The following is a 20,962-nucleotide window of genomic DNA, read 5'->3' on the forward strand; positions in this document are numbered from 1 at the left end:
GAAATCCTGTACTCCGCCGGGCACACTCCGGTGCGACCGAAACGCTCCGTGAAGGCCGTGGGGGGCTTTGCGGGGCCTGGCGGTCGGTCGCACAGGGAAGCGCCGACGTGCCTGGCGATAGGCGGCAGGCGGTGGACGGGTGGGGATCCGTCCACCGCCTGGTGCCGTAAAGACTTCGTTGAATATGCGGCGATACCCCGCCTTCGAAAAGAAGGCGCGCCCGGCCCCGGTGGTCAGGCCACCGGGGGCGGGCGCAGTCTGAGCGGGACCGGCGGTGACCGGTCCCCGCGGGGTCAGCGGCTGTCGGAGCCCTTCGACTCGGCGGCCGCGCGACCGGCCTCCAGGCGCGCCACCGGGATCCGGAAGGGCGAGCAGGAGACGTAGTCGAGGCCGACCTCGTGGAAGAAGTGCACCGACTCCGGGTCGCCGCCGTGCTCGCCGCAGACGCCCAGCTTGAGGTCGGGGCGGGTGGCCCGGCCGGACTCCACGGCGCTGCGGACCAGCGAGCCGACGCCGTCCTTGTCGATGGTCTCGAACGGCGAGACCCCGAAGATGCCCTTCTCCAGGTACGCGGTGAAGAAGCTGGCCTCGACGTCGTCGCGGGAGAAGCCCCACACGGTCTGGGTCAGGTCGTTCGTGCCGAAGGAGAAGAACTGCGCGGCCTCGGCGATCTGGCCGGCGGTCAGGGCGGCGCGGGGCAGCTCGATCATGGTGCCGATGCTCAGCTTGAGCTCCGTGCCCGTCGCGGCCTCGACCTCGGCGATGACCTGGTCGGCCTCCTCGCGGACGATCTCCAGCTCCTGGACGGTGCCCACGAGCGGGACCATGATCTCGGCGCGCGGGTCGCCCTTGGCGTTCTTGCGCTCGGCCGCGGCCTCGGCGATGGCCCGGACCTGCATCTTGAACAGACCGGGGATGACCAGACCGAGGCGGACGCCGCGCAGACCCAGCATCGGGTTCTGCTCGTGCAGCTTGTGCACGGCCTGGAGCAGGCGCAGGTCGTTCTCGTTGGCGTCCTTGCGGGACTCGGCGAGGGCGACGCGCACCGACAGCTCGGTGATGTCGGGCAGGAACTCGTGCAGCGGCGGGTCCAGGAGGCGGACCGTGACGGGCAGTCCGTCCATCGCCTCGAACAGCTCGACGAAGTCCTTCTTCTGCAGCGGCAGAAGGGCACTGAGTGCCTCCTCGCGCTCACCGTCGGTGTCCGCCAGGATCAGGCGCTCGACCAGCTCGCGGCGCTCACCGAGGAACATGTGCTCGGTGCGGCACAGGCCGATGCCCTGGGCGCCGAAGCGGCGGGCGCGCAGCGCGTCCTCGGCGTTGTCGGCGTTGGCGCGCACCCGCAGGCGGCGGACGCGGTCCGCGTAGGCCATGATCCGGTGCACGGCGGCGACGAGCTCGTCGGCGTCGTCGGCTCCGGCGTGCATGCGGCCCTCGAAGTACTCGACGACCGGGGACGGTACGACGGGTACCTCACCGAGGTAGACCTTGCCGGTGGAGCCGTCGATGGAGACGACGTCGCCTTCTTCGATGACCGTCTCGCCGACCGTCATCCGGCGGCGCTTGGTGTCGACGTCGAGCTCCTCGGCGCCGCAGACGCAGGTCTTGCCCATGCCGCGGGCGACGACGGCGGCGTGCGAGGTCTTGCCTCCGCGCGAGGTCAGGATGCCCTCGGAGGCGATCATCCCGTCCAGGTCGTCCGGGTTGGTCTCGCGGCGGATCAGGATGACCTTCTCGCCGGAGCGGGACCACTTGACGGCCGTGTACGAGTCGAAGACGGCCTTGCCGACCGCCGCGCCCGGGGAGGCGGCGATGCCGCGGCCCAGCAGGGTGGTCTTGGCCGCGTCGTCGAAGCGGGGGAACATCAGCTGCGCCAGCTGGTGACCGGTGACGCGCTGGAGCGCCTCGGCCTCGTCGATCAGGCCCTGGTCCACGAGCTGGGTGGCGATGCGGAAGGCGGCGCCCGCGGTGCGCTTGCCGACGCGGGTCTGGAGCATCCACAGCTGGCCGCGCTCGATGGTGAACTCGATGTCGCAGAGATCCTTGTAGTGGGTCTCCAGCGTCTCCATGATCGTCATGAGCTGGTCGTACGAGACCTTGTCGATCTGCTCCAGATCGGCCAGCGGGACGGTGTTGCGGATGCCCGCGACGACGTCCTCGCCCTGCGCGTTCTGCAGGTAGTCGCCGTAGACGCCCTGGTGGCCGCTGGCGGGGTCGCGGGTGAAGGCGACGCCGGTGCCGGAGTCGGGCCCGAGGTTGCCGAAGACCATGGAACAGATGTTGACGGCGGTGCCCAGGTCGCCGGGGATGCGCTCCTGACGGCGGTAGAGCTTCGCGCGGTCGGTGTTCCAGGAGTTGAAGACCGCCTCGACGGCGAGGTCCATCTGCTCGCGGGCGTCCTGCGGGAACTCGCGGCCGGCCTCCTTCGCGACGATCTTCTTGAAGGACGCGACCAGCTTCTTCAGGTCCGCGGCGTCGAGGTCGGTGTCGACGGTGACCTTCTTGGCGGCCTTGGCCTCGTCGAGGGCGTCCTCGAAGAGCTCGCCCTCGACACCGAGGACGGTCTTGCCGAACATCTGGATCAGACGGCGGTACGAGTCCCAGGCGAAGCGCTCGTCGCCGGACTGGGCGGTGAGGCCCGCGACCGACTCGTCGGAGAGGCCGATGTTGAGGACCGTGTCCATCATGCCCGGCATGGAGAACTTGGCTCCGGAGCGGACGGAGACCAGCAGCGGGTCGTCCGACTGGCCCAGCTTCTTGCCCATCTTCGCCTCGAGGGCGGCGAGGTGCGCGCTGACCTCGTCGCGCAGCGCGGCCGGGGCCGAGCCGCTCTCCAGGTAGACCTTGCAGGCCTCGGTGGTGATGGTGAAGCCGGGAGGCACGGGGAGACCAAGGTTGGTCATCTCGGCGAGGTTGGCTCCCTTGCCGCCGAGAAGGTCCTTGAGGTCCCGGTTGCCCTCGGTGAAGTCGTAGACGAGCTTCTGATCTTTGTTTTCCGACACGGGTCTCGACTCCTCGAGGACTCGGGTGGCTGCCCTGACGGCCAGGAACATACCCAGATCGAAGGCTTCTGGGTACGTCCACTTGGTCGTCATGAGGCTGTAACCACCCGTGCGCCAGCAGATCGAAAGTAACTCACGGGTATGGAAAACCCCTCCTTCACCTTCACTTCCCGAAGAAGGGGAGGCATTTTCGGGCCTGATCACGCTCGGATGAGCGATCATCGATCCATTTGCGTTCAAGTCTTGAACGCAGAAAGGGTGGCACCCAGTGCCACCCTTTGAAAGTCTTACCCGTGACTTCTGCGCTCATCTGAGCGAAACATCTCCCATGCGTGGCGTATATCACGCCGCGCTGAGGGCGATTTGTCAGCCTCCGGAGGTGTCCAGCTCGGCGTCCTCGCCCACCCAGGCGCAGTCGTACGGATCCTTCAACCAGCCCTCGGGCAGGACAACCCGGTTGTTTCCGGACGTCCGGCCGCGCGGGCCGTCCGCGTCGTCGGGCCACGGCTGATCCAGATCCAGCTCGCTCAGATGAGCGTCCAGTTCGGCCAGGGAGGAGGTGACCGCCAGCTTGCCGCGCATCTGCGACCCGACGGCGAAGCCCTTGAGGTACCAGGCCACGTGCTTACGGAAGTCGATCACCCCGCGGGCCTCGTCGCCGATCCACTCCCCCAGCAGCTGCGCGTGCCGGTGCATGGTGGCCGCGACCTCGCGCAGGGTCGGCTTGTGGAAGTCCTCCGGGCGGCCCTCGAAGGCCGCGACCAGGTCGTTGAACAGCCACGGCCGCCCCAGGCAGCCGCGCCCGACGACCACACCGTCGCAGCCCGTCTCCCGGACCATGCGCAGCGCGTCCTCGGCGCACCAGATGTCGCCGTTGCCGAGCACCGGGATCTCCGGCACGTGCTCCTTGAGCCGCGCGATGGCGTCCCAGTCGGCGGTGCCGCCGTAGTGCTGGGCGGTGGTGCGGCCGTGCAGCGCGATGGCGGTGACCCCCTCCTCGACGGCGATCCGGCCGGCGTCGAGGTAGGTGAGGTGCTCGTCGTTGATGCCCTTGCGCATCTTCATGGTCACCGGCAGGTCCCCGGCGCCCGCGACGGCCTCGCGCAGGATCGCGCGCAGCAGGTTGCGCTTGTAGGGCAGGGCCGAGCCGCCGCCCTTCCGGGTGACCTTGGGGACGGGGCAGCCGAAGTTCAGGTCGATGTGGTCGGCGCGGTCCTCTTCGACGATCATCCGCACGGCCTTGCCGACCGTCACCGGATCCACCCCGTACAGCTGAATCGAGCGGGGCTTTTCCGTGGCGTCGAAGTGGATCAGCTGCATGGTCTTGTCGTTGCGCTCGACCAGGGCGCGGGTCGTGATCATCTCGCTGACGAACAACCCCTTGCCGCCCGAGAACTCGCGGCAGAGGGTGCGGAACGGGGCATTGGTGATGCCTGCCATCGGCGCGAGCACCACCGGGGGCTGCACGGTGTGCGGGCCGATCGCGAGGGGCGGGGGAAGCGTGGTCATCCCCCCATTGTCGCGCACGCCTTGTTCGTTAGTTAGCCGTACTATCGGCAATATGCATCACATGAGTCCCCGGAGGCGTGTGCTCGTCCTGGCGATCTGCTGCATGAGCCTGCTCATCGTCAGCCTCGACAACACCGTCCTGAACGTCGCGCTCCCGTCGATGCGCCGCGACCTGCACGCCTCGGTCTCCGGCATGCAGTGGACGATCGACGCGTACACCCTCGTCCTCGCCTCGCTGCTGATGCTGGCCGGCTCGACGGCGGACCGGATCGGCCGCCGGAAGGTCTTCGCGGCGGGCCTGGTCCTCTTCACGGCGGGCTCGGTGCTCTGTTCGCTCGCCCCGACCCTCGAATGGCTGATCGCCTTCCGGATGATCCAGGCCGTCGGCGGCTCGATGCTCAACCCGGTCGCCATGTCGATCATCACCAACACCTTCACCGACCCCAAGGAGCGGGCCCGCGCCATCGGCGTGTGGGGCGCGGTGGTGGGCATCTCGATGGCCGCCGGGCCGCTGATCGGCGGGCTGCTCGTGGACTCCGTGGGCTGGCGGTCCATCTTCTGGGTGAACCTCCCCGTCGGCCTCGTGGCCCTCGCCCTGACCCTGCGCTACATCCCCGAGTCCCGGTCCGACCGGCCGCGGCGGCCCGACCCGGTGGGCCAGCTGCTGGTGATGGCCCTGCTCGGCACGGTGACGTACGCGATCATCGAGGCCCCGGAGGCGGGCTGGACCTCCGCGCAGACCCTCGGCTGCGGCGCGGCCGCGGTGGCCGCGCTGGTGGGGCTGCTGGTGTACGAGCCCCGGCGCGCGGAGCCGCTGATCGACCCCCGGTTCTTCCGGAGCGTGCCCTTCAGCGGGGCGACGGTGCTGGCGGTGAGCGCCTTCGCCGCGCTGTCGGGCTTCCTCTTCCTGAACACCCTCTACCTCCAGGACGTGCGCGGGCTGAGCGCCCTGGACGCAGGGCTCTACATGCTGCCGATGGCGGCCTTCGCCTTCCTGTGCGCGCCCGTCTCGGGGCGGCTGGTGGCCGCCCGGGGGCCGCGGCTGCCGCTGCTGGTGGCGGGGGTGACCATGGGGGCGAGCGGGCTGCTGTTCGCGGTGTTCTCCGCGGAGAGCTCCACGTCCCTGATGTTCGCCGGGTACGTGCTCTTCGGCATCGGCTTCGGGCTGGTCAACGCCCCGATCACCAATACGGCGGTGTCCGGGATGCCGCGCGCCCAGGCGGGGGTCGCGGCCGCCGTGGCCTCCACCAGCCGGCAGACCGGCGGGGCCCTGGGCGTGGCGGTGATCGGCGCGGTGCTGGCCGCCGGGACGGCCGGCGGCGGGGACTTCGCGGCGGCCACCCGGCCCGCCTGGTGGATCATCACCGCCTGCGGGCTGCTGGTCCTGGTCGTCGGCGCCGCCACCACCGGCCCCTGGGCCGACGCGACGGCCCGCCGGACGGCCCGCGAGCTGGAACCCTCCCTCGCCCCTTCCGCCACGGCAGCCGCTCCCCCGCTCGCCTGACGCCCTCCCCTCCCGCTTCCCCCTCCCGCTCCCTCCCCCTCCCACGCCTCCTCCTTTCCTTCCCGGTCCGGGGCGGCCACCCGGCCCCCGGACCGCGGTCGCTCACACTGACGGGTGACAGATATTGAAATCTGTCACCCGTCATGCCATTCTCGTTCCATGACGACGAACGAGAACACCACCGCGACCCCCCGCCGGCTCGGCGCCACCGGCCCCACCGTCTTTCCGCTGGGGCTGGGCTGCATGGGCATGTCCGCGCTCTACGGCGAGGCCGACCGGGCCGAGTCCCTCGCGACCATCCACGCCTTCCTGGAGGCCGCCCCCGCCGGCGTGAGCACGCTCCTCGACACCGGCGACTTCTACGGCATGGGCCACAACGAGCTGCTCATCAACGAAGCCCTGCGCACCGCCCCCACCGCCGCCCGCGAACAGGCGCTGACCAGCGTCAAGTTCGGGGCCCTGCGCACCGTCGAGGGCGGGTTCACCGGTTACGACGGCCGGCCCGCGGCCGTCAAGAACTTCCTGGCCTACTCCCTGCAGCGGCTCGGCCGGGACCACATCGACATCTACCGGATCGCCCGCGTGGATCCGGACGTCCCGATCGAGGAGACCGTCGGAGCCATCGCCGAAGCCGTCCAGGCCGGGCACGTCCGCCACATCGGCCTCTCCGAGGTCGGCGCGGACACCCTGCGCCGGGCCGCCGCGGTGGCCCCGATCTCCGACCTCCAGATCGAGTACTCCCTGATCTCCCGCGGCATCGAGGCCGAGATCCTGCCGACCGCCCGCGAGCTGGGCATTGGCGTCACGGCGTACGGGGTGCTCTCCCGCGGGCTGATCAGCGGGCACTTCAGCCGCGACCGCGAGCTGGCCCCCGGCGACTTCCGGGGCATGAGCCCCCGCTTCCAGGGCGACAACCTCCAGCGCAACCTCGACCTCGTCGAGGCGCTGCGCAAGATCGCCGAGGCGAAGGGCGTGAGCGTCGCCCAGACCGCCATCGCCTGGGTGCTCGCGCAGGGGCCGAAGCAGGGCCTGGACCTCGTCCCGCTGGTGGGCGCCCGTCGCCGGGACCGGCTGGCCGAGGCACTGGGTGCCATGCGGGTGGAGCTGACCGAGGCCGATCTGGCCGCCATCGAGGAGGCCGTCCCGGCCGGAGCCGCGGCCGGCGAGCGCTACCCGGCGGCCCAGATGGCCCACCTCGACAGCGAGCACTGAGCGAGCGGTACGGTCGTACCCATGCCCCCCGCTGCTGCCGAGCCCCTGACCCCCGAGCGCATCCTCGAAACCACCGAGGAAGTGCTGCGCCGCTTCGGTCCCGGCAAGGCGACCGTGGTGGACGTGGCGCGGGCGCTGGGCGTCAGCCACGGCAGCGTGTACCGGCACTTCCCGTCCAAGGCGGCGCTGCGCGAGGCCGTCACCGAGCGCTGGCTCGCCAAGAGCGAGGTCATGCTCGAGGACATCACCTCGGCGCCGGCCGAGGCGGCCCCCTCCAAGCTGGAGTCATGGCTGGAGGCGCTCTTCGCCGCCAAGCGCCAGAAGGCCGGGGCCGATCCGGAGCTGTTCGCCACGTACACCGTGCTGCTGGCCGAGAACAGCGGGGTGGTCGACGCCCACCTGAGCCAGCTCATCGAGCAGCTGACCCGGATCATCGCGGAGGGCGTCGCCGCCGGCACGCTGGCCGCGCCCGACGTCCCGGCCGCCGCCCGCGCCGTCTTCGACGCCACCGGGCGCTTCCATGATCCGCAGTACGCGGCGGACTGGCTCTCGCCGACGATCGTCACCGAGTTCGAGGCGGTCACCTCGCTGATCATCCGGGGTCTGCGCGCCTGACCTGCGGCTCGGCCGGGACTTGGGCGACTGTGCGGGGCCTGCCCGGGGCCCGTTGGGGGCCGGTGTCGGAATCCGGCCGTCCGGACAGCTTGGCGATCATTTTGGTCCGGCCCGCCTTGTCCGTGCCCGTGCGGTGTCCTTACGGTCCCTTTACCGCACGTCAGTCAGGCACGCACCAGGGGGAACCATGTCAGCCGGCACCGCACACCAGAAACCGCCCGCGCGCTCCGGCGCCGCCTTCGCCCTCGGCTGGATCCTGACCATCGGCCTCAACGTGGTCGCCCCGATCCTGACCTACAACACCCTCACCGAGGACCACGGCTGGAGCGAGTTCTCGGCGCTCCTGGTCAGCGGCATCTGGCCGGTGCTCGACAGCGCCGTCAACGTGGCGTGGCGCCGCAAGCTCGACGAGTTCGCCATCGTCACGCTGGTGTTCCTCGTGATCACCGCGTTCGTCACCCTCGTCGGCACCCACTCGGCCCGGACCCTGCTGATCAAGGACTCTGCCGTGACGGGGCTGTTCGGCCTCCTCTGCCTCGCCACGCTGCTCGCCCCGCGGCCGCTGATGTTCTACTTCGGCCGCAAGTTCGGCACCGACGGCACCAAGGAGGGCGTGGCCGAGTTCAACGGCCTCTGGCAGTACCCGGACTTCCGCAGGGTGATGCGCCACATGACCGCCGTCTGGGGCGTGGCCTACCTCGTCGAGGCGGCCCTGCGCGTCGTGCTGGCCTTCACGCTGCCCACGTCCACGATGGTGATCCTGAACCCGTTCCTGATCTACGGGTTCCTCGGCGGTCTGATCCTGTGGACCGTCCGCTACTCGAAGCGGGCCCAGGCCGAGGGGGAGGCCCGGGCGGCCGCCCTGGCCGGGGCCGCGGCCGCCGGGGACGGTGCGGCGCCCGCGTAGCGGCGCGTACGGGAAAGCGAAAGGCCGGTGGCCCGGTGCGCTGATCGCGCACCGGGCCACCGGCCTTCGTACGTCCTGGCCTAGCAGCCGAGCAGACGGCTGCCGAGGTAGCTCTGGATCTGGTCCAGGGAGACGCGCTCCTGCTTCATGGTGTCGCGCTCGCGCACGGTCACCGCGTTGTCGTCCAGGGTGTCGAAGTCGACGGTGACGCAGAACGGCGTACCGACCTCGTCCTGGCGGCGGTAGCGGCGGCCGATGGCGCCCGCGTCATCGAACTCGATGTTCCAGTTCTTGCGCAGGTCGGCGGCCAGGCCCTTGGCCTTCGGCGACAGCTGCGGGTTGCGGGACAGCGGCAGGACGGCGACCTTGATCGGCGCCAGGCGCGGGTCGAGGCGCATCACGGTGCGCTTCTCCATGACGCCCTTGGCGTTCGGGGCCTCGTCCTCGTTGTACGCGTCGAGCATGAAGGCGAGCATGGCGCGGTTCACGCCGGCCGCCGGCTCGATGACGTACGGGGTGTAGCGCTCGCCGGCCTCCTGGTCGAAGTACGTGAGGTCCTGGCCGGAGGCGGCGGAGTGCGCCTTGAGGTCGAAGTCCGTGCGGTTGGCGACGCCTTCGAGCTCGGAGAACTCGTTACCACCGAAGTTGAAGCGGTACTCGATGTCGGCGGTGCGCTTCGAGTAGTGGGACAGCTTCTCCTTCGGGTGCTCGTACCAGCGGATGTTCTCCTCGCGGATGCCGAGGTCGCGGTACCAGTTCCACCGCTCGCCCATCCAGTACTCCTGCCACTGCTCGTCCTCGCCCGGCTTGACGAAGAACTCCATCTCCATCTGCTCGAACTCGCGCGTGCGGAAGATGAAGTTGCCCGGAGTGATCTCGTTGCGGAAGGACTTGCCCATCTGCGCGATGCCGAAGGGCGGCTTGCGGCGCGAGGTGGTCTGCACGTGGGCGAAGTTGGTGAAGATGCCCTGGGCGGTCTCCGGGCGCAGGTACGCCTTCGAGTCCTGGGTCGGGCCGAGGTGGGTCTCCAGCATGCCGGAGAACTGCTTGGGCTCGGTGAACTGGCCCTTCACACCGCAGTGGGGGCAGTTGATGTCGGCAAGACCGTTGGCCGGCGGACGGCCGTGCTTGGCCTCGTACGCCTCTTCCAGGTGGTCCGCGCGGTGACGCTTGTGGCAGGCGGTGCACTCGGTCAGCGGGTCCGAGAAGGTCGCGACGTGGCCGGAGGCCACCCAGACCTCGGGGGCCAGGATCACGGACGAGTCGAGGCCGACGATGTCCTCGCGCCCGGTGACCATCGCCTTCCACCACTGGCGCTTGATGTTCTCCTTGAGCTCGACACCGAGCGGACCGTAGTCCCAGGCAGCCCTGGAGCCGCCGTAGATGTCACTGCAAGGGAAAACGAAGCCACGGCGCTTGCTCAGGCTGACGATGGTTTCGATCTTGTCGGCGGCCACGGTGCTCTCTTCATTACGAGGACGAACGGCGAAGTCTTCAGGTTACCGGCGCCCACACCCCCCCTATCAAATCGGGGACCCCTTCCACGGGGGCGCGCGGGCCGCCCACCTGGGTTTTTGACAATCGTTTCCATCTTTGATGAAAATGGATGTCATGAACGTACGACGCCTCATACCCACCGCCGCCCTCGCCGGTGCCGTCGCCCTCGCCGCGACGGCCCTCACCGCCTGCTCCGGGACGGCCTCCGGCGGTGGTGGCGGCAAGGACGGCAAGCTCGCCGTGACGGCGTCGTTCTACCCGATGCAGTTCCTCGCCGAGCAGATCGGCAAGGACCACGTCTCGGTCGACAGCCTCACCAAGCCGGGCGTCGAGCCGCACGACCTGGAGATCACCCCGAAGCAGACCGGCCGGCTCTCCGAGTCCGACGTGGTGCTCTACCTCAAGGGCCTCCAGCCCGCCGTGGACAAGGCCGTGGCCCAGTCCGGCGTGAAGAACGTCGTCGACGCCGCCACCCTCACGCCGCTGGAAGTGCACGGCGCCTCCGGCCACGACGGCCACGACCACGCCGCCGAGGGCGAGGCCGGGGGCCACGATCACGCCCACGGCGAGGGCGGCGCGGACCCGCACGTATGGCTCGACCCCGTCAAGTACGCGGAGATCGCCAAGGGGTTGGGCGCGGCCCTGGAGAAGGCCGACCCGGACCACGCGGCCGACTACCGCAAGAACACCGACGAGCTGGTGACCAAGCTGGGAGCCCTGGACACCGAGTTCAAGGACGGGCTGAAGAACAGCGCCTCCAAGACCTTCATCACCACCCACTCCGCCTTCGGCTACCTCGCGGAGCGCTACGGGCTCGATCAGGAGGGCATCTCGGGCGTCGACCCCGAGGCCGAGCCCAGCCCGGCCCGCATGAAGGAGCTCCAGGCCGTCGCCAGGCAGGACCATGTCTCCACCGTCTTCTTCGAGACGCTGGCCAGCGACAAGACGGCCAAGAGCCTCGCCCGGGACACCGGTCTGCAGACCGACGTCCTCGACCCCCTCGAGGGAATCACCGACAAGTCCCAGGGCGCTGACTACTTCGAGGTCATGCGGTCCAACCTGAAGAACCTCCAGAAGGCACTCGGGAGCAAGTAATGGCAGTAACGGAGGCGCGCGCCATGCAGTCCACGCCGCAAGAGGGCCCGGACCAGACCGTCATATCCCTGCGCGGGGCCACGGCCTCGCTCGGCTCGCGCCCCGTGCTGCGCGGGATCGACCTCGTGGTGCGCAGCGGAGAGGTCGTCGCCCTGCTCGGCGCCAACGGCTCCGGCAAGTCCACCGCCGTACGCGCCGTGGTCGGACAGGTCCCGCTGACCGGCGGCTCCCTGTCCCTCTTCGGCACCGAGTTCCAGCGCTTCCGCCAGTGGTCGCGGATCGGCTACGTCCCCCAGCGCACCACCGCCGCCAGCGGCGTCCCGGCGACCGTCCGCGAGGTCGTCTCCGCGGGCCGGCTGGCCCGCACCCGCTTCGGGCTCCTGCGCAAGGCGGACAAGGCCGCCGTCGAGCGCGCCCTGGCCCTGGTCGACATGGAGGGGTACGCCGACGCGTCGGTCAACGCCCTCTCCGGCGGCCAGCACCAGCGGGTGCTCATAGCCCGGGCGCTCGCCGTGGAACCCGAACTGCTGATCATGGACGAGCCCATGGCCGGCGTGGACCTGGCCAACCAGGAGGTCCTGGCGAACGCCCTGCGCCGGCAGGTGGCAGCCGGTACGACCGTCCTGCTCGTCCTGCACGAGCTGGGCCCGCTGGAGCCGCTGATCGACCGGGCCGTCGTCCTGCGCGACGGCTGCGTCACGCACGACGGCCCGCCCCCGGAGGCCGTGGGGCAGCACGCCCTGCCCGGCCACGACCATGTACACCCCCACGCGGCGCACGACGCCGAACCCCTGCGGACGGGACTGCTGAGCTGATGGAGATCCTCGACTACGCCTTCATGCAGCGGGCCCTGCTCGCGGCCCTCCTGGTGGGTCTGACGGCTCCGGCGATCGGCACCTACCTCGTCCAGCGCCGGCAGGCCGTCATGGGCGACGGCATCGGGCACGTGGCCATGACCGGCGTCGCGCTCGGCTTCCTGCTCAACGCCAGCCCGGTGTGGATGGCCACGCTGGTGGCGGTGATCGGCGCGGTCGGCATGGAGCTGATCCGCTCCCGCGGCAAGACCAGCGGGGACATCGCCCTCGCCATGCTCTTCTACGGCGGTCTGGCGGGCGGCGTGATGATCATCAACCTGTCGCCGGGCGGCTCCACCGCCAACCTGAGCAGCTACCTCTTCGGCTCCATCACCACCGTCTCGGCCGAGGACATCACGGCCGTCGTCGTCCTCGCCTTCTTCGTCGTCGCCGTCACGCTGGGGCTGCGCCGCCAGCTGTTCGCGATCAGCCAGGACGAGGAGTTCGCCCGGGTCACCGGGCTGCCGGTGCGCGCCCTGAACCTGCTGATGGCCGTCACCGCCGCCGTCACCGTGACGGTCGCGATGCGCATCGTCGGCCTGCTGCTGGTCAGCGCCATGATGGTGATCCCCGTCGCCGCTGCCCAGCGGATCACGCGCGGGTTCACCGCGACCCTGACCCTGGCCATGGTCATCGGCGTCGTGGTCTCGCTCGCCGGCACGACGGCCACGTACTACATCGACGCGCCGTCCGGAGCGACGATCGTGCTGCTCGCCATCGCGGTCTTCACGGCGACCACGGCCCTGTCCGCGCCGCTGGCCAGGCGCCGTGCGCGGGCCGCCGTGACCTCCGAGCAGGTCTGTACCCGGGAAGGCGTGGAGGTCTAGCCGGAGCGGCCGCCTGGCACAATGAGCCGAGGCCGAAACGAGGAGGAACCGGTGGCGACTGCGCCTGGCGAGATGAATACCGCGCCAGTACGAGGACGGTCCACCCGGCAGCGGGCCGCCGTGGCGGCGGCGCTGGACGAGGTGGACGAGTTCCGCAGCGCCCAGGAGCTGCACGACATGCTCAAGCACCGCGGCGACTCCGTGGGCCTGACCACCGTCTACCGCACCCTCCAGTCCCTGGCGGACGCCGGCGAGGTCGACGTGCTGCGCACCAGCGACGGCGAGTCCGTGTACCGGCGCTGCTCCACCGGTGAGCACCACCACCACCTGGTCTGCCGCAAGTGCGGCAAGGCGGTGGAGGTCGAGGGCCCCGCGGTGGAGAAGTGGGCCGAGTCCATCGCGGCCGAGCACGGCTACGTGAACGTGGCCCACACGGTGGAGATTTTCGGCACCTGCGCCGATTGCGCGGCCGCCGGCTAGCTCGCCCGGGTCAGGTTCCGGTCGAAGATCGAACGGATCCGGTCGATGTCGGCCGGGTCCGTCGCCGCACGCTTGGGCAGCACCGTGAGCCCGACGGCCCTGCGGTCCTCGCTGAGCATCACGAAGACGTGCTCCGTCTCGACGTAGCGGGGCTGGAGCCGCCAGCCGACCCGGGTGTCGCTGTCGGCCGCGACCAGCCGGATCCCGGTGTCGTCCACGGTGGTCCGCATCTCGCCCGCCTTGGCCAGCAGTCCCGTGAAGCCCCGCGCGGTGAGCCGGGTCCCGTAGCACCGCAGCAGCCAGGCGGCGGCGCCCAGGGCCACCATGACGGCGCCCGTGGCGGGCCGCTCGCCCTTCCAGAGGTCCAGCGCACCGCCCAGCGGCAGCAGCACCCCGATCGCGACCAGCAGCCGTCGCGCCCGCCGCCCCGCCCGCGTGGCCCGGGCCCGCGCGTCCAGCCCGTACGCCATGTCCTGCGGCGTGAGCCGGTACACCAGCTCGACGCTCCCCCCATACATGTCCATGACAGCCCAGCCTAGGCCCCCACCGGTGGGGCCGGGCCGGCGGCGGGCGGGCGGGCGGTCAGCCCGCGGGGTTCTCCGACTGGTTCGGGACCGCGCCGCCGAAGCGGCGGTCGCGCTGGGCGTACTCCAGGCAGGCCCGCCACAGGTCGCGGCGGTCGAAGTCGGGCCACAGCACGTCCTGGTAGACCATCTCCGCGTACGCGCTCTGCCAGAGCAGGTAGTTGGAGGTGCGCTGCTCGCCGCTGGGGCGCAGGAAGAGGTCCACGTCCGGCATGTCCGGGTAGTACATGTACTTCGCGAAGGTCTTCTCGTTGACCTTCGAGGGGTCCAGCCGCCCGGCCGCCACGTCCCGCGCGATGGCCTGCGCCGCGTCCGCGATCTCGGCGCGGCCGCCGTAGTTCACGCAGAAGTACAGGGTCATGGCGTCGTTGTCGACGGTCTGCTCCTGGGCCACCTGGAGCTCCTGGACCACCGACTTCCACATCTTCGGCATGCGGCCGACCCACCGGATGCGGATGCCCAGCTCGTTCATCTCGTCGCGGCGGCGGCGGATCACGTCGCGGTTGAAGTTCATCAGGAAGCGGACCTCGTCGGGCGAGCGCTTCCAGTTCTCCGTCGAGAAGGCGTACAGGGACAGGTTCTTGACGCCCATCTCCAGGCAGCCCTTGAGCACGTCGAGCACGACGCCCTCGCCCACCTTGTGGCCCTCGGTGCGCGGCAGACCGCGCTCCTTGGCCCAGCGGCCGTTGCCGTCCATGACGACGGCGACGTGGTTCGGGACCAGCTCACCGGGGATCTTCGGGGGGCGCGCACCGGACGGGTGCGGCTCGGGAACCTTGTACTCGCGGCGAGAGCGTCCCAGAATCCCGCGTCGTGCCATGTGCCCAGCTCCTATTTCTCGACGTATCGCAGGGAGCGTAGCCCGCGCTCCAGATGCCAGTGCAAATAGGCCGAGACCAGCCCGCTGCCCTCCCGGACGTGGCGCGCCTCGCAGGCGTCCGCGTGTTTCCAGTCGCCCGTCAGCAGCGCGCTGAGGAGGGCGATGGCCTCCGACGAGGGTACGACGGAGCCGGGAACGCGGCAGTCCCCGCATATCACCCCGCCCGCGGCGACGGAGAAGTGCCGGTTGGGGCCGTGGATGCCGCATTTCGCGCAGTCCTCGAAGCTGGGCGCGTAGCCGTTGACGGCGAGGGAGCGCAGCAGGAAGGCGTCGAGGATGAGGTGCGGTTCGTGTTCGCCGCGCGAGAGGGTGCGCAGGGCCCCGACGAGGAGCAGGTACTGCTGGACGGCGGGTTCGCCCTCGTTCTCGGTGAAGCGCTCGGCGGTCTCCAGCATCGCGGTGCCGGCCGTGTAGCGGGCGTAGTCGGTGACGATGCCGTTGCCGTAAGGGGCGATGATCTCGGTCTGCGTGCACAGCGGCAGGCTGCGGCCGATCAGCTCGCTGCCGCGGGCGAAGAACTGCACGTCGGCGTGGGAGAAAGGTTCCAGCCCGGCGCCGAACTTGGACTTCGTGCGCCGCACCCCGCGCGCGACGGCCCGTACCCGGCCGTGACCGCGGGTGAGCAGCGAGATGATGCGGTCCGCCTCACCCAGCTTCTGGGTGCGCAGCACGATGCCGTCGTCGCGGAACAGACTCATGCGCCCATTGTCACCTGTACGGGGCCCCGCGCGGGGACAGCGCTCGCCCCCGCCCGGACCGGGGTCCGGGCGGGGGCGGCACCCCTTGGGAGGTTCAGGACGCCGGGGTGGCGGCGTCGTCGGCCTTCTCGGCCCCGGCGGCGGCTCCGGCGGCGGGCACCTCGGCGGGCGCGGCCGGGGCGGGCACCACGGCGGCGGACAGCACCGGGGCGGGCACGGCCGGGGAGGACTCCGCGGCCCCCAAGGGATCGGGCGCGGCGTCCTGCCCGGCATCCTGCCCGGCGCCCTTGGAGAGCCCGTTGAAGAGCAGGTTGAGCACGATCGCGGCGGTGGCGCCGAGGGTGACGCCGCTGTTGAGCAGCGAGGACAGGTCCGCGCTCAGGTGCTTCTCGAAGAAGGCGGGGATGGTGGCCGGGAAGAGCGCGAAGGCGAGGGAGACGCCGACGATGAGGGCGTTCTTCTCCTCCTTCAGGTCCACCTTGCCGAGGGTCTGGATGCCGGCCAGGGCGACCATGCCGAACATCACGGTGGCGGCGCCGCCGAGCACGCCCGGCGGGATCGCGGCGACCATCGCGGCGGCCTTCGGCAGCAGCCCGAGGACGATCATGATGACGCCCGCGGCGACGACCACGAAGCGGCTCTTGACCTTGGTGACCCGGACCAGGCCGACGTTCTCGGCGAAGGCCACGTACGGGAAGGAGTTCAGCAGGCCGCCGACGGCGGTGGCGGCGCCGTCGGCGCGCAGGGCGCGGGCCACGGTCTCGCTGTCGATGTCCTTGCCGACGATCTCGCCGACCGCGTAGGTGTCACCGGTGGTCTCCACCATGGTGATCAGCATGACGATCAGCATCAGGAAGATCGGGAACCATTCGAACTTCGGGGCGCCGAAGTGGAAGGGGGTGGTGACGCCGATCCAGTCCGAGGTGGAGACCGCGCCGAACTTCGCGTCGCCGAGCAGGAAGGCGACGAGGGTGCCGCCGACGAGGCCGAGCAGGACGGCGATGCTGGACAGGAACTGCCCGCCGACCCGCATCAGTACGAGGACGAACAACATGGTGCCGGCCGCGTAGGCCAGCTGCGCCGGGTCCCCGCCGTCGCCGACCAGCGGGGCGCCGCCGACGGTGTCCTTGAGGGCGACGGGCAGCAGCACGATGCCGAGGATGGTGATGACCGTACCGGTGACCACCGGCGGGAAGAGCCGCATCACGGCGCGGAAGGCCCTGGCGGGCAGCCAGGCGAACGCGAAGGTGGCCAGGCCGGCGGTGATGACCGCGCCGTAGATCACCAGCAGGGCGGCCGTACCGCCACCGGCGCCGAGCCCGATGGCGATCATCGGGGAGACGGCGGTGAAGGTGACGCCCTGGATGATCGGGAGCCGGGCGCCGACCCGGCCGATGCCCCAGGCCTGCACGATCGAGGCGATGCCGCAGGTGAAGAGGTCGGCGTTGATCAGGTAGACGAGCTCTTGCGGGGTCAGCTTGAGCGCGCTGCCCACGATGATCGGGACGATCACCGCGCCGGCGTAGAAGGCGAGTACGTGCTGGAAGCCGTACAGCGCGAGCTTGGGGAGGGGGAGCACCTCGTCGACCGGGTGCGTGCTCTGCTCTCCGTCGGTGGAAAGCCGGGCGGCGACACGTGCCATCTCTGCCTTGCCCTTCGAAAGGTAGGTGAGTGAGAGGAATCTGGTGGTCCCCGGACGGAGTGGGTCGCTAACCCGTTGGTCCGCCGGGGTGTCAGGGAGAACACGTAGATCGAAGCCCCGCTGTGTTTCCGGCGGCGTCTCGTCGTGTGACCGGAATTGAACGCCTGTGGGAGGTCTCACACATATCGTCGACTTCCACAAAGTGTTGAGGCTGTGGGCGGCCCGATCTGGAGATTCCACCAGTGGCGCCGAGGCGTGTCACAGCGGTAAGGGAAACGGGGCGCGAACGACCCGGCTTCCCTTGCGTGCCTGCCCACCGCACCGCCCCGACCTGCGGGTACGGGGTTCACACAGGCCCGGAGGCGCCTGTGCGGGTACGGGGTTCCGGCCGTCCGAGGCGTGGACCGGCAGGCGCGGGGGGAAGGGCCTCCGCCCCCGGCCGCGGCCCGCGAACCGCCGCTGTTCGGCCATGCCGGACCGGATCGTTACCTCGGAACGAAGGGATCCGGACGCTTTCGGATACGAGCGGGGGCGGCACGGCCCCCGGGACGGGCCCCCGGCCGGCCCGGAAACACGGCCGGCCCGGAACGCGGCCGGGCCCGGCGGGAGGTCCCCCGCCGGGCCCGGAACCGCGTACGCGCGGCCGCTAAGGCGCCCGCACCGCCGACAGCAGCAGGGCCACCTCGTCCGAGCCCATCCGCAGCGCGGCGCCGACGGTGGCCAGCACCTCGCGCTCGGCCGGGATGTAGGGCCCGTCGGCGAGGGCGATCCGCGCGCCCTGGAGCAGGATCGAGGCGCGGCCCGGACCGGCCAGGTGGGGGGCCAGCGGTTCCAGCGCCTCGTGGAGCTCGATCGAGAGCGCGGCCCCGCAGCACTCGGGCCCGTCGTACAGCCCGATCCGGCCCTCGTCGGTGGCCAGGGACTCCACGAGGGACTCCAGCTGCTCCTCGGTGCAGTCCTGGAACCCGGCGGCCCGTACGGCCGACACGGCGGCCTCCAGCGCGCTGCGCGAGGCGGTCCCGCCCGCGGCCAGCACGGCCAGCGCCACCGTGTGCGCGGCGTCGCGCAGGAGCGAGGAGAAGCGGGTGGTGGTGAGGTGGTCCAGCACCTCGGTGTCGAAGCGCCGGCGGCAGGCCTGGCACTCCACGACCGGCCCGGCGTGGCCGCGCGGCAGCAGCGGAACGCCCAGCACGGTGAAGCGCCGGCGTCCGGTCCGCCTGCGGTAGTTGCGGTCACCGCCGCAGCCGGGGCAGAAGAACTCCCCGTCGCCCACGGTGCTCCAGGTGGTACGGATGCCCCAGGCCGTCAGCTTCCGGCCGTCCCCACCCCGAACTGGCAGCACGTCGCACCTCCGTAACCTTCCGGCAACATCGCCGGGTTGGCGTGATGTTAGCCACATCGGTGAGCATGCGTCAGTCGTGTGACAAGACAACCTCGTGCGGGGGCCCGCAGTTGGCCGAGTTGCGCCCCCGCGGCCGGGCGCGCCGCCGAGCCCCTCCGAGGCCCGCCGCCCTGCCCCCGCCGAGGGCCGCCGGGGGCCCGTACGGGGGCGCGGGGACGACGGAGCCCCGTCCCCGCGCGGCCGGCGGGGACGGGGCTCTCGTACGGGCGTCAGCGGCCCGCGCGGTTGACGGCGGAGATGACCGCCTTCAGGGAGGCGCGGGTGGTGTTGGCGTCGATGCCGATGCCCCACAGGACACGGCCGTCGATCGCGCACTCGATGTACGAGGCGGCCACGGCGGAGGCGCCCTCGCTCATCGTGTGCTCGGTGTAGTCCAGCAGGCGGGCGTCGACGCCGATGCCGGCCAGCGCGTCGAAGAAGGCCGAGATCGGACCGTTGCCGGTGCCGGTCAGCACGGCCTCGACCCCGTCCACGACCGCCTCGACGGTCAGCGTGTCCGTGCCGTCCTTGTCGGTGGCCGTCGAACCGGAGCGCAGCTGGATGCGGCCCCACGGGTTCTCGGGGTTGGGCAGGTACTCGTCCGAGAACACGTCCCAGATCGCCTTCGGCGTGACCTCGCCGCCCTCGGCGTCGGTCTTGGCCTGGATGATCCGCGAGAACTCGATCTGCATGCGGCGCGGCAGGTCCAGCTTGTGGTCGTTCTTCAGGACGTAGGCGATGCCGCCCTTGCCGGACTGCGAGTTGACCCGGATGACCGCCTCGTAGGAGCGGCCGACGTCCTTGGGGTCGATGGGCAGGTACGGGACGGCCCACTCGATGTCGTCGACGGTGACGCCCTTGGCGGCCGCGTCGGCCTCCATGGCGTCGAAGCCCTTCTTGATGGCGTCCTGGTGGGAGCCGGAGAAGGCGGTGTAGACCAGGTCGCCCGCGTAGGGGTGGCGCGGGTGGACCTCCATCTGGTTGCAGTACTCGCTGGTGCGGCGGATCTCGTCGATCTGCGAGAAGTCGATCTGCGGGTCGACGCCCTGGGAGAACAGGTTCATGCCCAGCGTGATCAGGTCGACGTTGCCGGTGCGCTCGCCCTGCCCGAACAGGCAGCCCTCGATGCGGTCGGCGCCGGCCATCAGGGCCAGCTCGGCGGCGGCGACGGCGGTGCCGCGGTCGTTGTGCGGGTGTACGGAGATGCAGATGTGCTCGCGGCGGGTCAGGTTGCGGGCCATCCACTCGAAGCGGTCGGCGTGGGTGGAGGGCGTCGAGCGCTCCACGGTGGCGGGCAGGTTCAGGATGATCTCGCGGCCCTCGGCCGGCTGCCACACGTCGCAGACGGCTTCGCAGACCTCCAGGGCGAAGTCCAGCTCGGTGTCGGTGAAGATCTCCGGGCTGTACTGGTAGCCGAAGGTGGTCTCCGGGCCCAGCAGCTTGTCGGCGTACTCCATGACCAGGCGGGTGCCGTCGACGGCGATCTGCTTGATCTGCTCCTTCGAGCCGCGGAAGACCACGCGGCGGAAGGTGGGGGCGGTGGCGTTGTACAGGTGGACGGTGGCGCGGCGGGCGCCGACCAGGGACTCCACGGTCCGCTCGATCAGGTCCTCACGGGCCTGGGTCAGTACGGAGATGGTGACGTCGTCCGGGATCGCGCCCTCTTCGATGATGGAGCGCACGAAGGCGAAGTCGGTCTCGCCGGAGGACGGGAAGCCGACCTCGATCTCCTTGTAGCCCATCCGCACCAGCAGGTCGAACATCTCGCGCTTGCGGGCGGGGGTCATCGGGTCGATCAGCGACTGGTTGCCGTCGCGCAGGTCGGTGGAGAGCCAGCGGGGGGCCTTGGTGACGCGGGCGTCCGGCCAGGTCCGGTCGGAGATGTCCACCTGTTCGTACCGGCCGTACTTGTGGATCGGCATGCCGGAGGACTTCTGGGTGTGGGTCGCGTTGGTGATGGGCGTGGGGCGACCGACAAAAGGCTGCTGGCTCATGGTGTGGGGCTCCTCGCGTGTCCGCGTGTAGTTCGCTGGGACGGCCGGCGGCGGTCGTAAAAACCGCAACACCAAACTCCGCGGGGAGGGGGCCGGCCTACGACTACAGACCCTCGCCGCGGCAGCTAAGGAGAAGCAGCCCGAAACGCATGATGGGCCGAGCCTAACCGAGCTGCCCCGCATCGCGAGGACGTGTTTCAGTATGCAAGACCCTCGTGTCCGATTTGTACCTTTTGTGAGCTACGTCTCTTGTGTTCGACCGAGGTCGGGGTGATCCGTCA

17 protein-coding genes are annotated in these 20,962 nt (G+C 70.5%); 8 read left to right on the top strand and 9 right to left on the bottom strand.

What is annotated here, in order from left to right; translation table 11 throughout:
• Positions 1-293: 293 nt before the first annotated feature.
• Positions 294-3,002, bottom strand: a complete 2,709-nt coding sequence (gene ppdK, locus ACFYYT_RS08615; protein WP_351819138.1) for a pyruvate, phosphate dikinase — start codon at positions 3,000-3,002, stop codon at positions 294-296.
• 366 nt (positions 3,003-3,368) lie between these two features.
• A complete protein-coding gene (gene dusB / locus ACFYYT_RS08620) occupies positions 3,369-4,511 on the bottom strand; it encodes a tRNA dihydrouridine synthase DusB (RefSeq protein WP_351819135.1) in 1,143 nt (380 codons plus the stop codon).
• A gap of 52 nt (positions 4,512-4,563) precedes the next feature.
• On the opposite strand from dusB, the gene ACFYYT_RS08625 reads away from it, so the two are divergent.
• The 4 genes from ACFYYT_RS08625 to ACFYYT_RS08640 all read left to right on the top strand — a co-directional run bounded on the left by ACFYYT_RS08625 (position 4,564) and on the right by ACFYYT_RS08640 (position 8,749).
• The gene (locus ACFYYT_RS08625) at positions 4,564-6,015 is read left to right on the top strand and encodes an MFS transporter (RefSeq protein ID WP_351819132.1); all 1,452 of its coding nucleotides are present in this window, start codon (positions 4,564-4,566) and stop codon (positions 6,013-6,015) included.
• Between the two features lie 159 nt (positions 6,016-6,174).
• Positions 6,175-7,227, top strand: coding sequence for an aldo/keto reductase (locus tag ACFYYT_RS08630; protein ID WP_351819129.1), 1,053 nt, complete (start codon positions 6,175-6,177; stop codon positions 7,225-7,227).
• A 21-nt stretch (positions 7,228-7,248) separates the two neighbouring features.
• Positions 7,249-7,842: a TetR family transcriptional regulator gene (locus tag ACFYYT_RS08635; protein WP_351819126.1), complete on the top strand. Its 594-nt coding sequence runs from the start codon at positions 7,249-7,251 to the stop codon at positions 7,840-7,842.
• A gap of 187 nt (positions 7,843-8,029) precedes the next feature.
• Complete coding sequence (locus tag ACFYYT_RS08640) at positions 8,030-8,749, top strand: VC0807 family protein (RefSeq protein WP_351819123.1); 720 nt, start codon at positions 8,030-8,032, stop codon at positions 8,747-8,749.
• Between the two features lie 80 nt (positions 8,750-8,829).
• On the opposite strand, the gene ACFYYT_RS08645 is transcribed toward ACFYYT_RS08640, so the two are convergent.
• The gene (locus tag ACFYYT_RS08645) at positions 8,830-10,206 is read right to left on the bottom strand and encodes a glycine--tRNA ligase (RefSeq protein WP_351819120.1); all 1,377 of its coding nucleotides are present in this window, start codon (positions 10,204-10,206) and stop codon (positions 8,830-8,832) included.
• Between the two features lie 154 nt (positions 10,207-10,360).
• On the opposite strand from ACFYYT_RS08645, the gene ACFYYT_RS08650 reads away from it, so the two are divergent.
• The 4 genes from ACFYYT_RS08650 to ACFYYT_RS08665 are packed head-to-tail and all read left to right on the top strand — an operon-like array spanning position 10,361 to position 13,502.
• Entirely contained in the window at positions 10,361-11,341 is a 981-nt protein-coding gene (locus ACFYYT_RS08650; protein WP_351819117.1) for a metal ABC transporter substrate-binding protein, read from the top strand.
• A complete protein-coding gene (locus tag ACFYYT_RS08655) occupies positions 11,341-12,156 on the top strand; it encodes a metal ABC transporter ATP-binding protein (RefSeq protein WP_351819114.1) in 816 nt (271 codons plus the stop codon). Before ACFYYT_RS08650 ends, ACFYYT_RS08655 begins: the two co-directional genes overlap by 1 nt.
• Entirely contained in the window at positions 12,156-13,022 is an 867-nt protein-coding gene (locus ACFYYT_RS08660; protein WP_351819112.1) for a metal ABC transporter permease, read from the top strand. Before ACFYYT_RS08655 ends, ACFYYT_RS08660 begins: the two co-directional genes overlap by 1 nt.
• A gap of 51 nt (positions 13,023-13,073) precedes the next feature.
• On the top strand, positions 13,074-13,502 hold the full coding sequence (locus ACFYYT_RS08665; RefSeq protein ID WP_323183433.1) for a transcriptional repressor: 429 nt from the start codon (positions 13,074-13,076) through the stop codon (positions 13,500-13,502).
• On the opposite strand, the gene ACFYYT_RS08670 is transcribed toward ACFYYT_RS08665, so the two are convergent.
• The 6 genes from ACFYYT_RS08670 to leuA form a co-directional block, all read right to left on the bottom strand.
• On the bottom strand, positions 13,499-14,026 hold the full coding sequence (locus ACFYYT_RS08670) for a YcxB family protein (protein WP_351819109.1): 528 nt from the start codon (positions 14,024-14,026) through the stop codon (positions 13,499-13,501). The two genes, ACFYYT_RS08665 and ACFYYT_RS08670, sit on opposite strands and share 4 nt — an antisense overlap.
• A gap of 58 nt (positions 14,027-14,084) precedes the next feature.
• Positions 14,085-14,906: an isoprenyl transferase gene (locus ACFYYT_RS08675; protein ID WP_351819106.1), complete on the bottom strand. Its 822-nt coding sequence runs from the start codon at positions 14,904-14,906 to the stop codon at positions 14,085-14,087.
• An 11-nt stretch (positions 14,907-14,917) separates the two neighbouring features.
• A complete protein-coding gene (gene recO, locus ACFYYT_RS08680; RefSeq protein WP_351819103.1) occupies positions 14,918-15,664 on the bottom strand; it encodes a DNA repair protein RecO in 747 nt (248 codons plus the stop codon).
• A 94-nt stretch (positions 15,665-15,758) separates the two neighbouring features.
• A complete protein-coding gene (locus tag ACFYYT_RS08685; RefSeq protein WP_351819101.1) occupies positions 15,759-17,306 on the bottom strand; it encodes a nucleobase:cation symporter-2 family protein in 1,548 nt (515 codons plus the stop codon).
• A 646-nt stretch (positions 17,307-17,952) separates the two neighbouring features.
• Complete coding sequence (locus ACFYYT_RS08690; protein WP_351819099.1) at positions 17,953-18,648, bottom strand: TerB family tellurite resistance protein; 696 nt, start codon at positions 18,646-18,648, stop codon at positions 17,953-17,955.
• Positions 18,649-18,917: 269 nt separating this feature from the next.
• Positions 18,918-20,681 carry a 2-isopropylmalate synthase gene (gene leuA / locus ACFYYT_RS08695; protein ID WP_351819096.1) on the bottom strand — a complete coding sequence of 588 codons (1,764 nt, stop codon included), beginning with the start codon at positions 20,679-20,681 and terminating at the stop codon, positions 18,918-18,920.
• Positions 20,682-20,962: the final 281 nt, after the last annotated feature.

Source organism: Streptomyces sp. NPDC002032, from assembly GCF_042890765.1.
GTDB lineage: Bacteria > Actinomycetota > Actinomycetes > Streptomycetales > Streptomycetaceae > Streptomyces.

Excerpts from the sequence above, each read along its gene's own strand:
- dusB (WP_351819135.1), bottom strand. The coding sequence starts at position 4,511 with ATGACCACGCTTCCCCCGCCCCTCGCGATCGGCCCGCACACCGTGCAG.
- ACFYYT_RS08625 (WP_351819132.1), top strand. The coding sequence starts at position 4,564 with ATGCATCACATGAGTCCCCGGAGGCGTGTGCTCGTCCTGGCGATCTGC.
- ACFYYT_RS08630 (WP_351819129.1), top strand. The coding sequence starts at position 6,175 with ATGACGACGAACGAGAACACCACCGCGACCCCCCGCCGGCTCGGCGCC.
- ACFYYT_RS08635 (WP_351819126.1), top strand. The coding sequence starts at position 7,249 with ATGCCCCCCGCTGCTGCCGAGCCCCTGACCCCCGAGCGCATCCTCGAA.
- ACFYYT_RS08640 (WP_351819123.1), top strand. The coding sequence starts at position 8,030 with ATGTCAGCCGGCACCGCACACCAGAAACCGCCCGCGCGCTCCGGCGCC.
- ACFYYT_RS08650 (WP_351819117.1), top strand. The coding sequence starts at position 10,361 with ATGAACGTACGACGCCTCATACCCACCGCCGCCCTCGCCGGTGCCGTC.
- ACFYYT_RS08655 (WP_351819114.1), top strand. The coding sequence starts at position 11,341 with ATGGCAGTAACGGAGGCGCGCGCCATGCAGTCCACGCCGCAAGAGGGC.
- ACFYYT_RS08660 (WP_351819112.1), top strand. The coding sequence starts at position 12,156 with ATGGAGATCCTCGACTACGCCTTCATGCAGCGGGCCCTGCTCGCGGCC.
- ACFYYT_RS08670 (WP_351819109.1), bottom strand. The coding sequence starts at position 14,026 with ATGGACATGTATGGGGGGAGCGTCGAGCTGGTGTACCGGCTCACGCCG.
- ACFYYT_RS08675 (WP_351819106.1), bottom strand. The coding sequence starts at position 14,906 with ATGGCACGACGCGGGATTCTGGGACGCTCTCGCCGCGAGTACAAGGTT.
- recO (WP_351819103.1), bottom strand. The coding sequence starts at position 15,664 with ATGAGTCTGTTCCGCGACGACGGCATCGTGCTGCGCACCCAGAAGCTG.
- ACFYYT_RS08685 (WP_351819101.1), bottom strand. The coding sequence starts at position 17,306 with ATGGCACGTGTCGCCGCCCGGCTTTCCACCGACGGAGAGCAGAGCACG.
- leuA (WP_351819096.1), bottom strand. The coding sequence starts at position 20,681 with ATGAGCCAGCAGCCTTTTGTCGGTCGCCCCACGCCCATCACCAACGCG.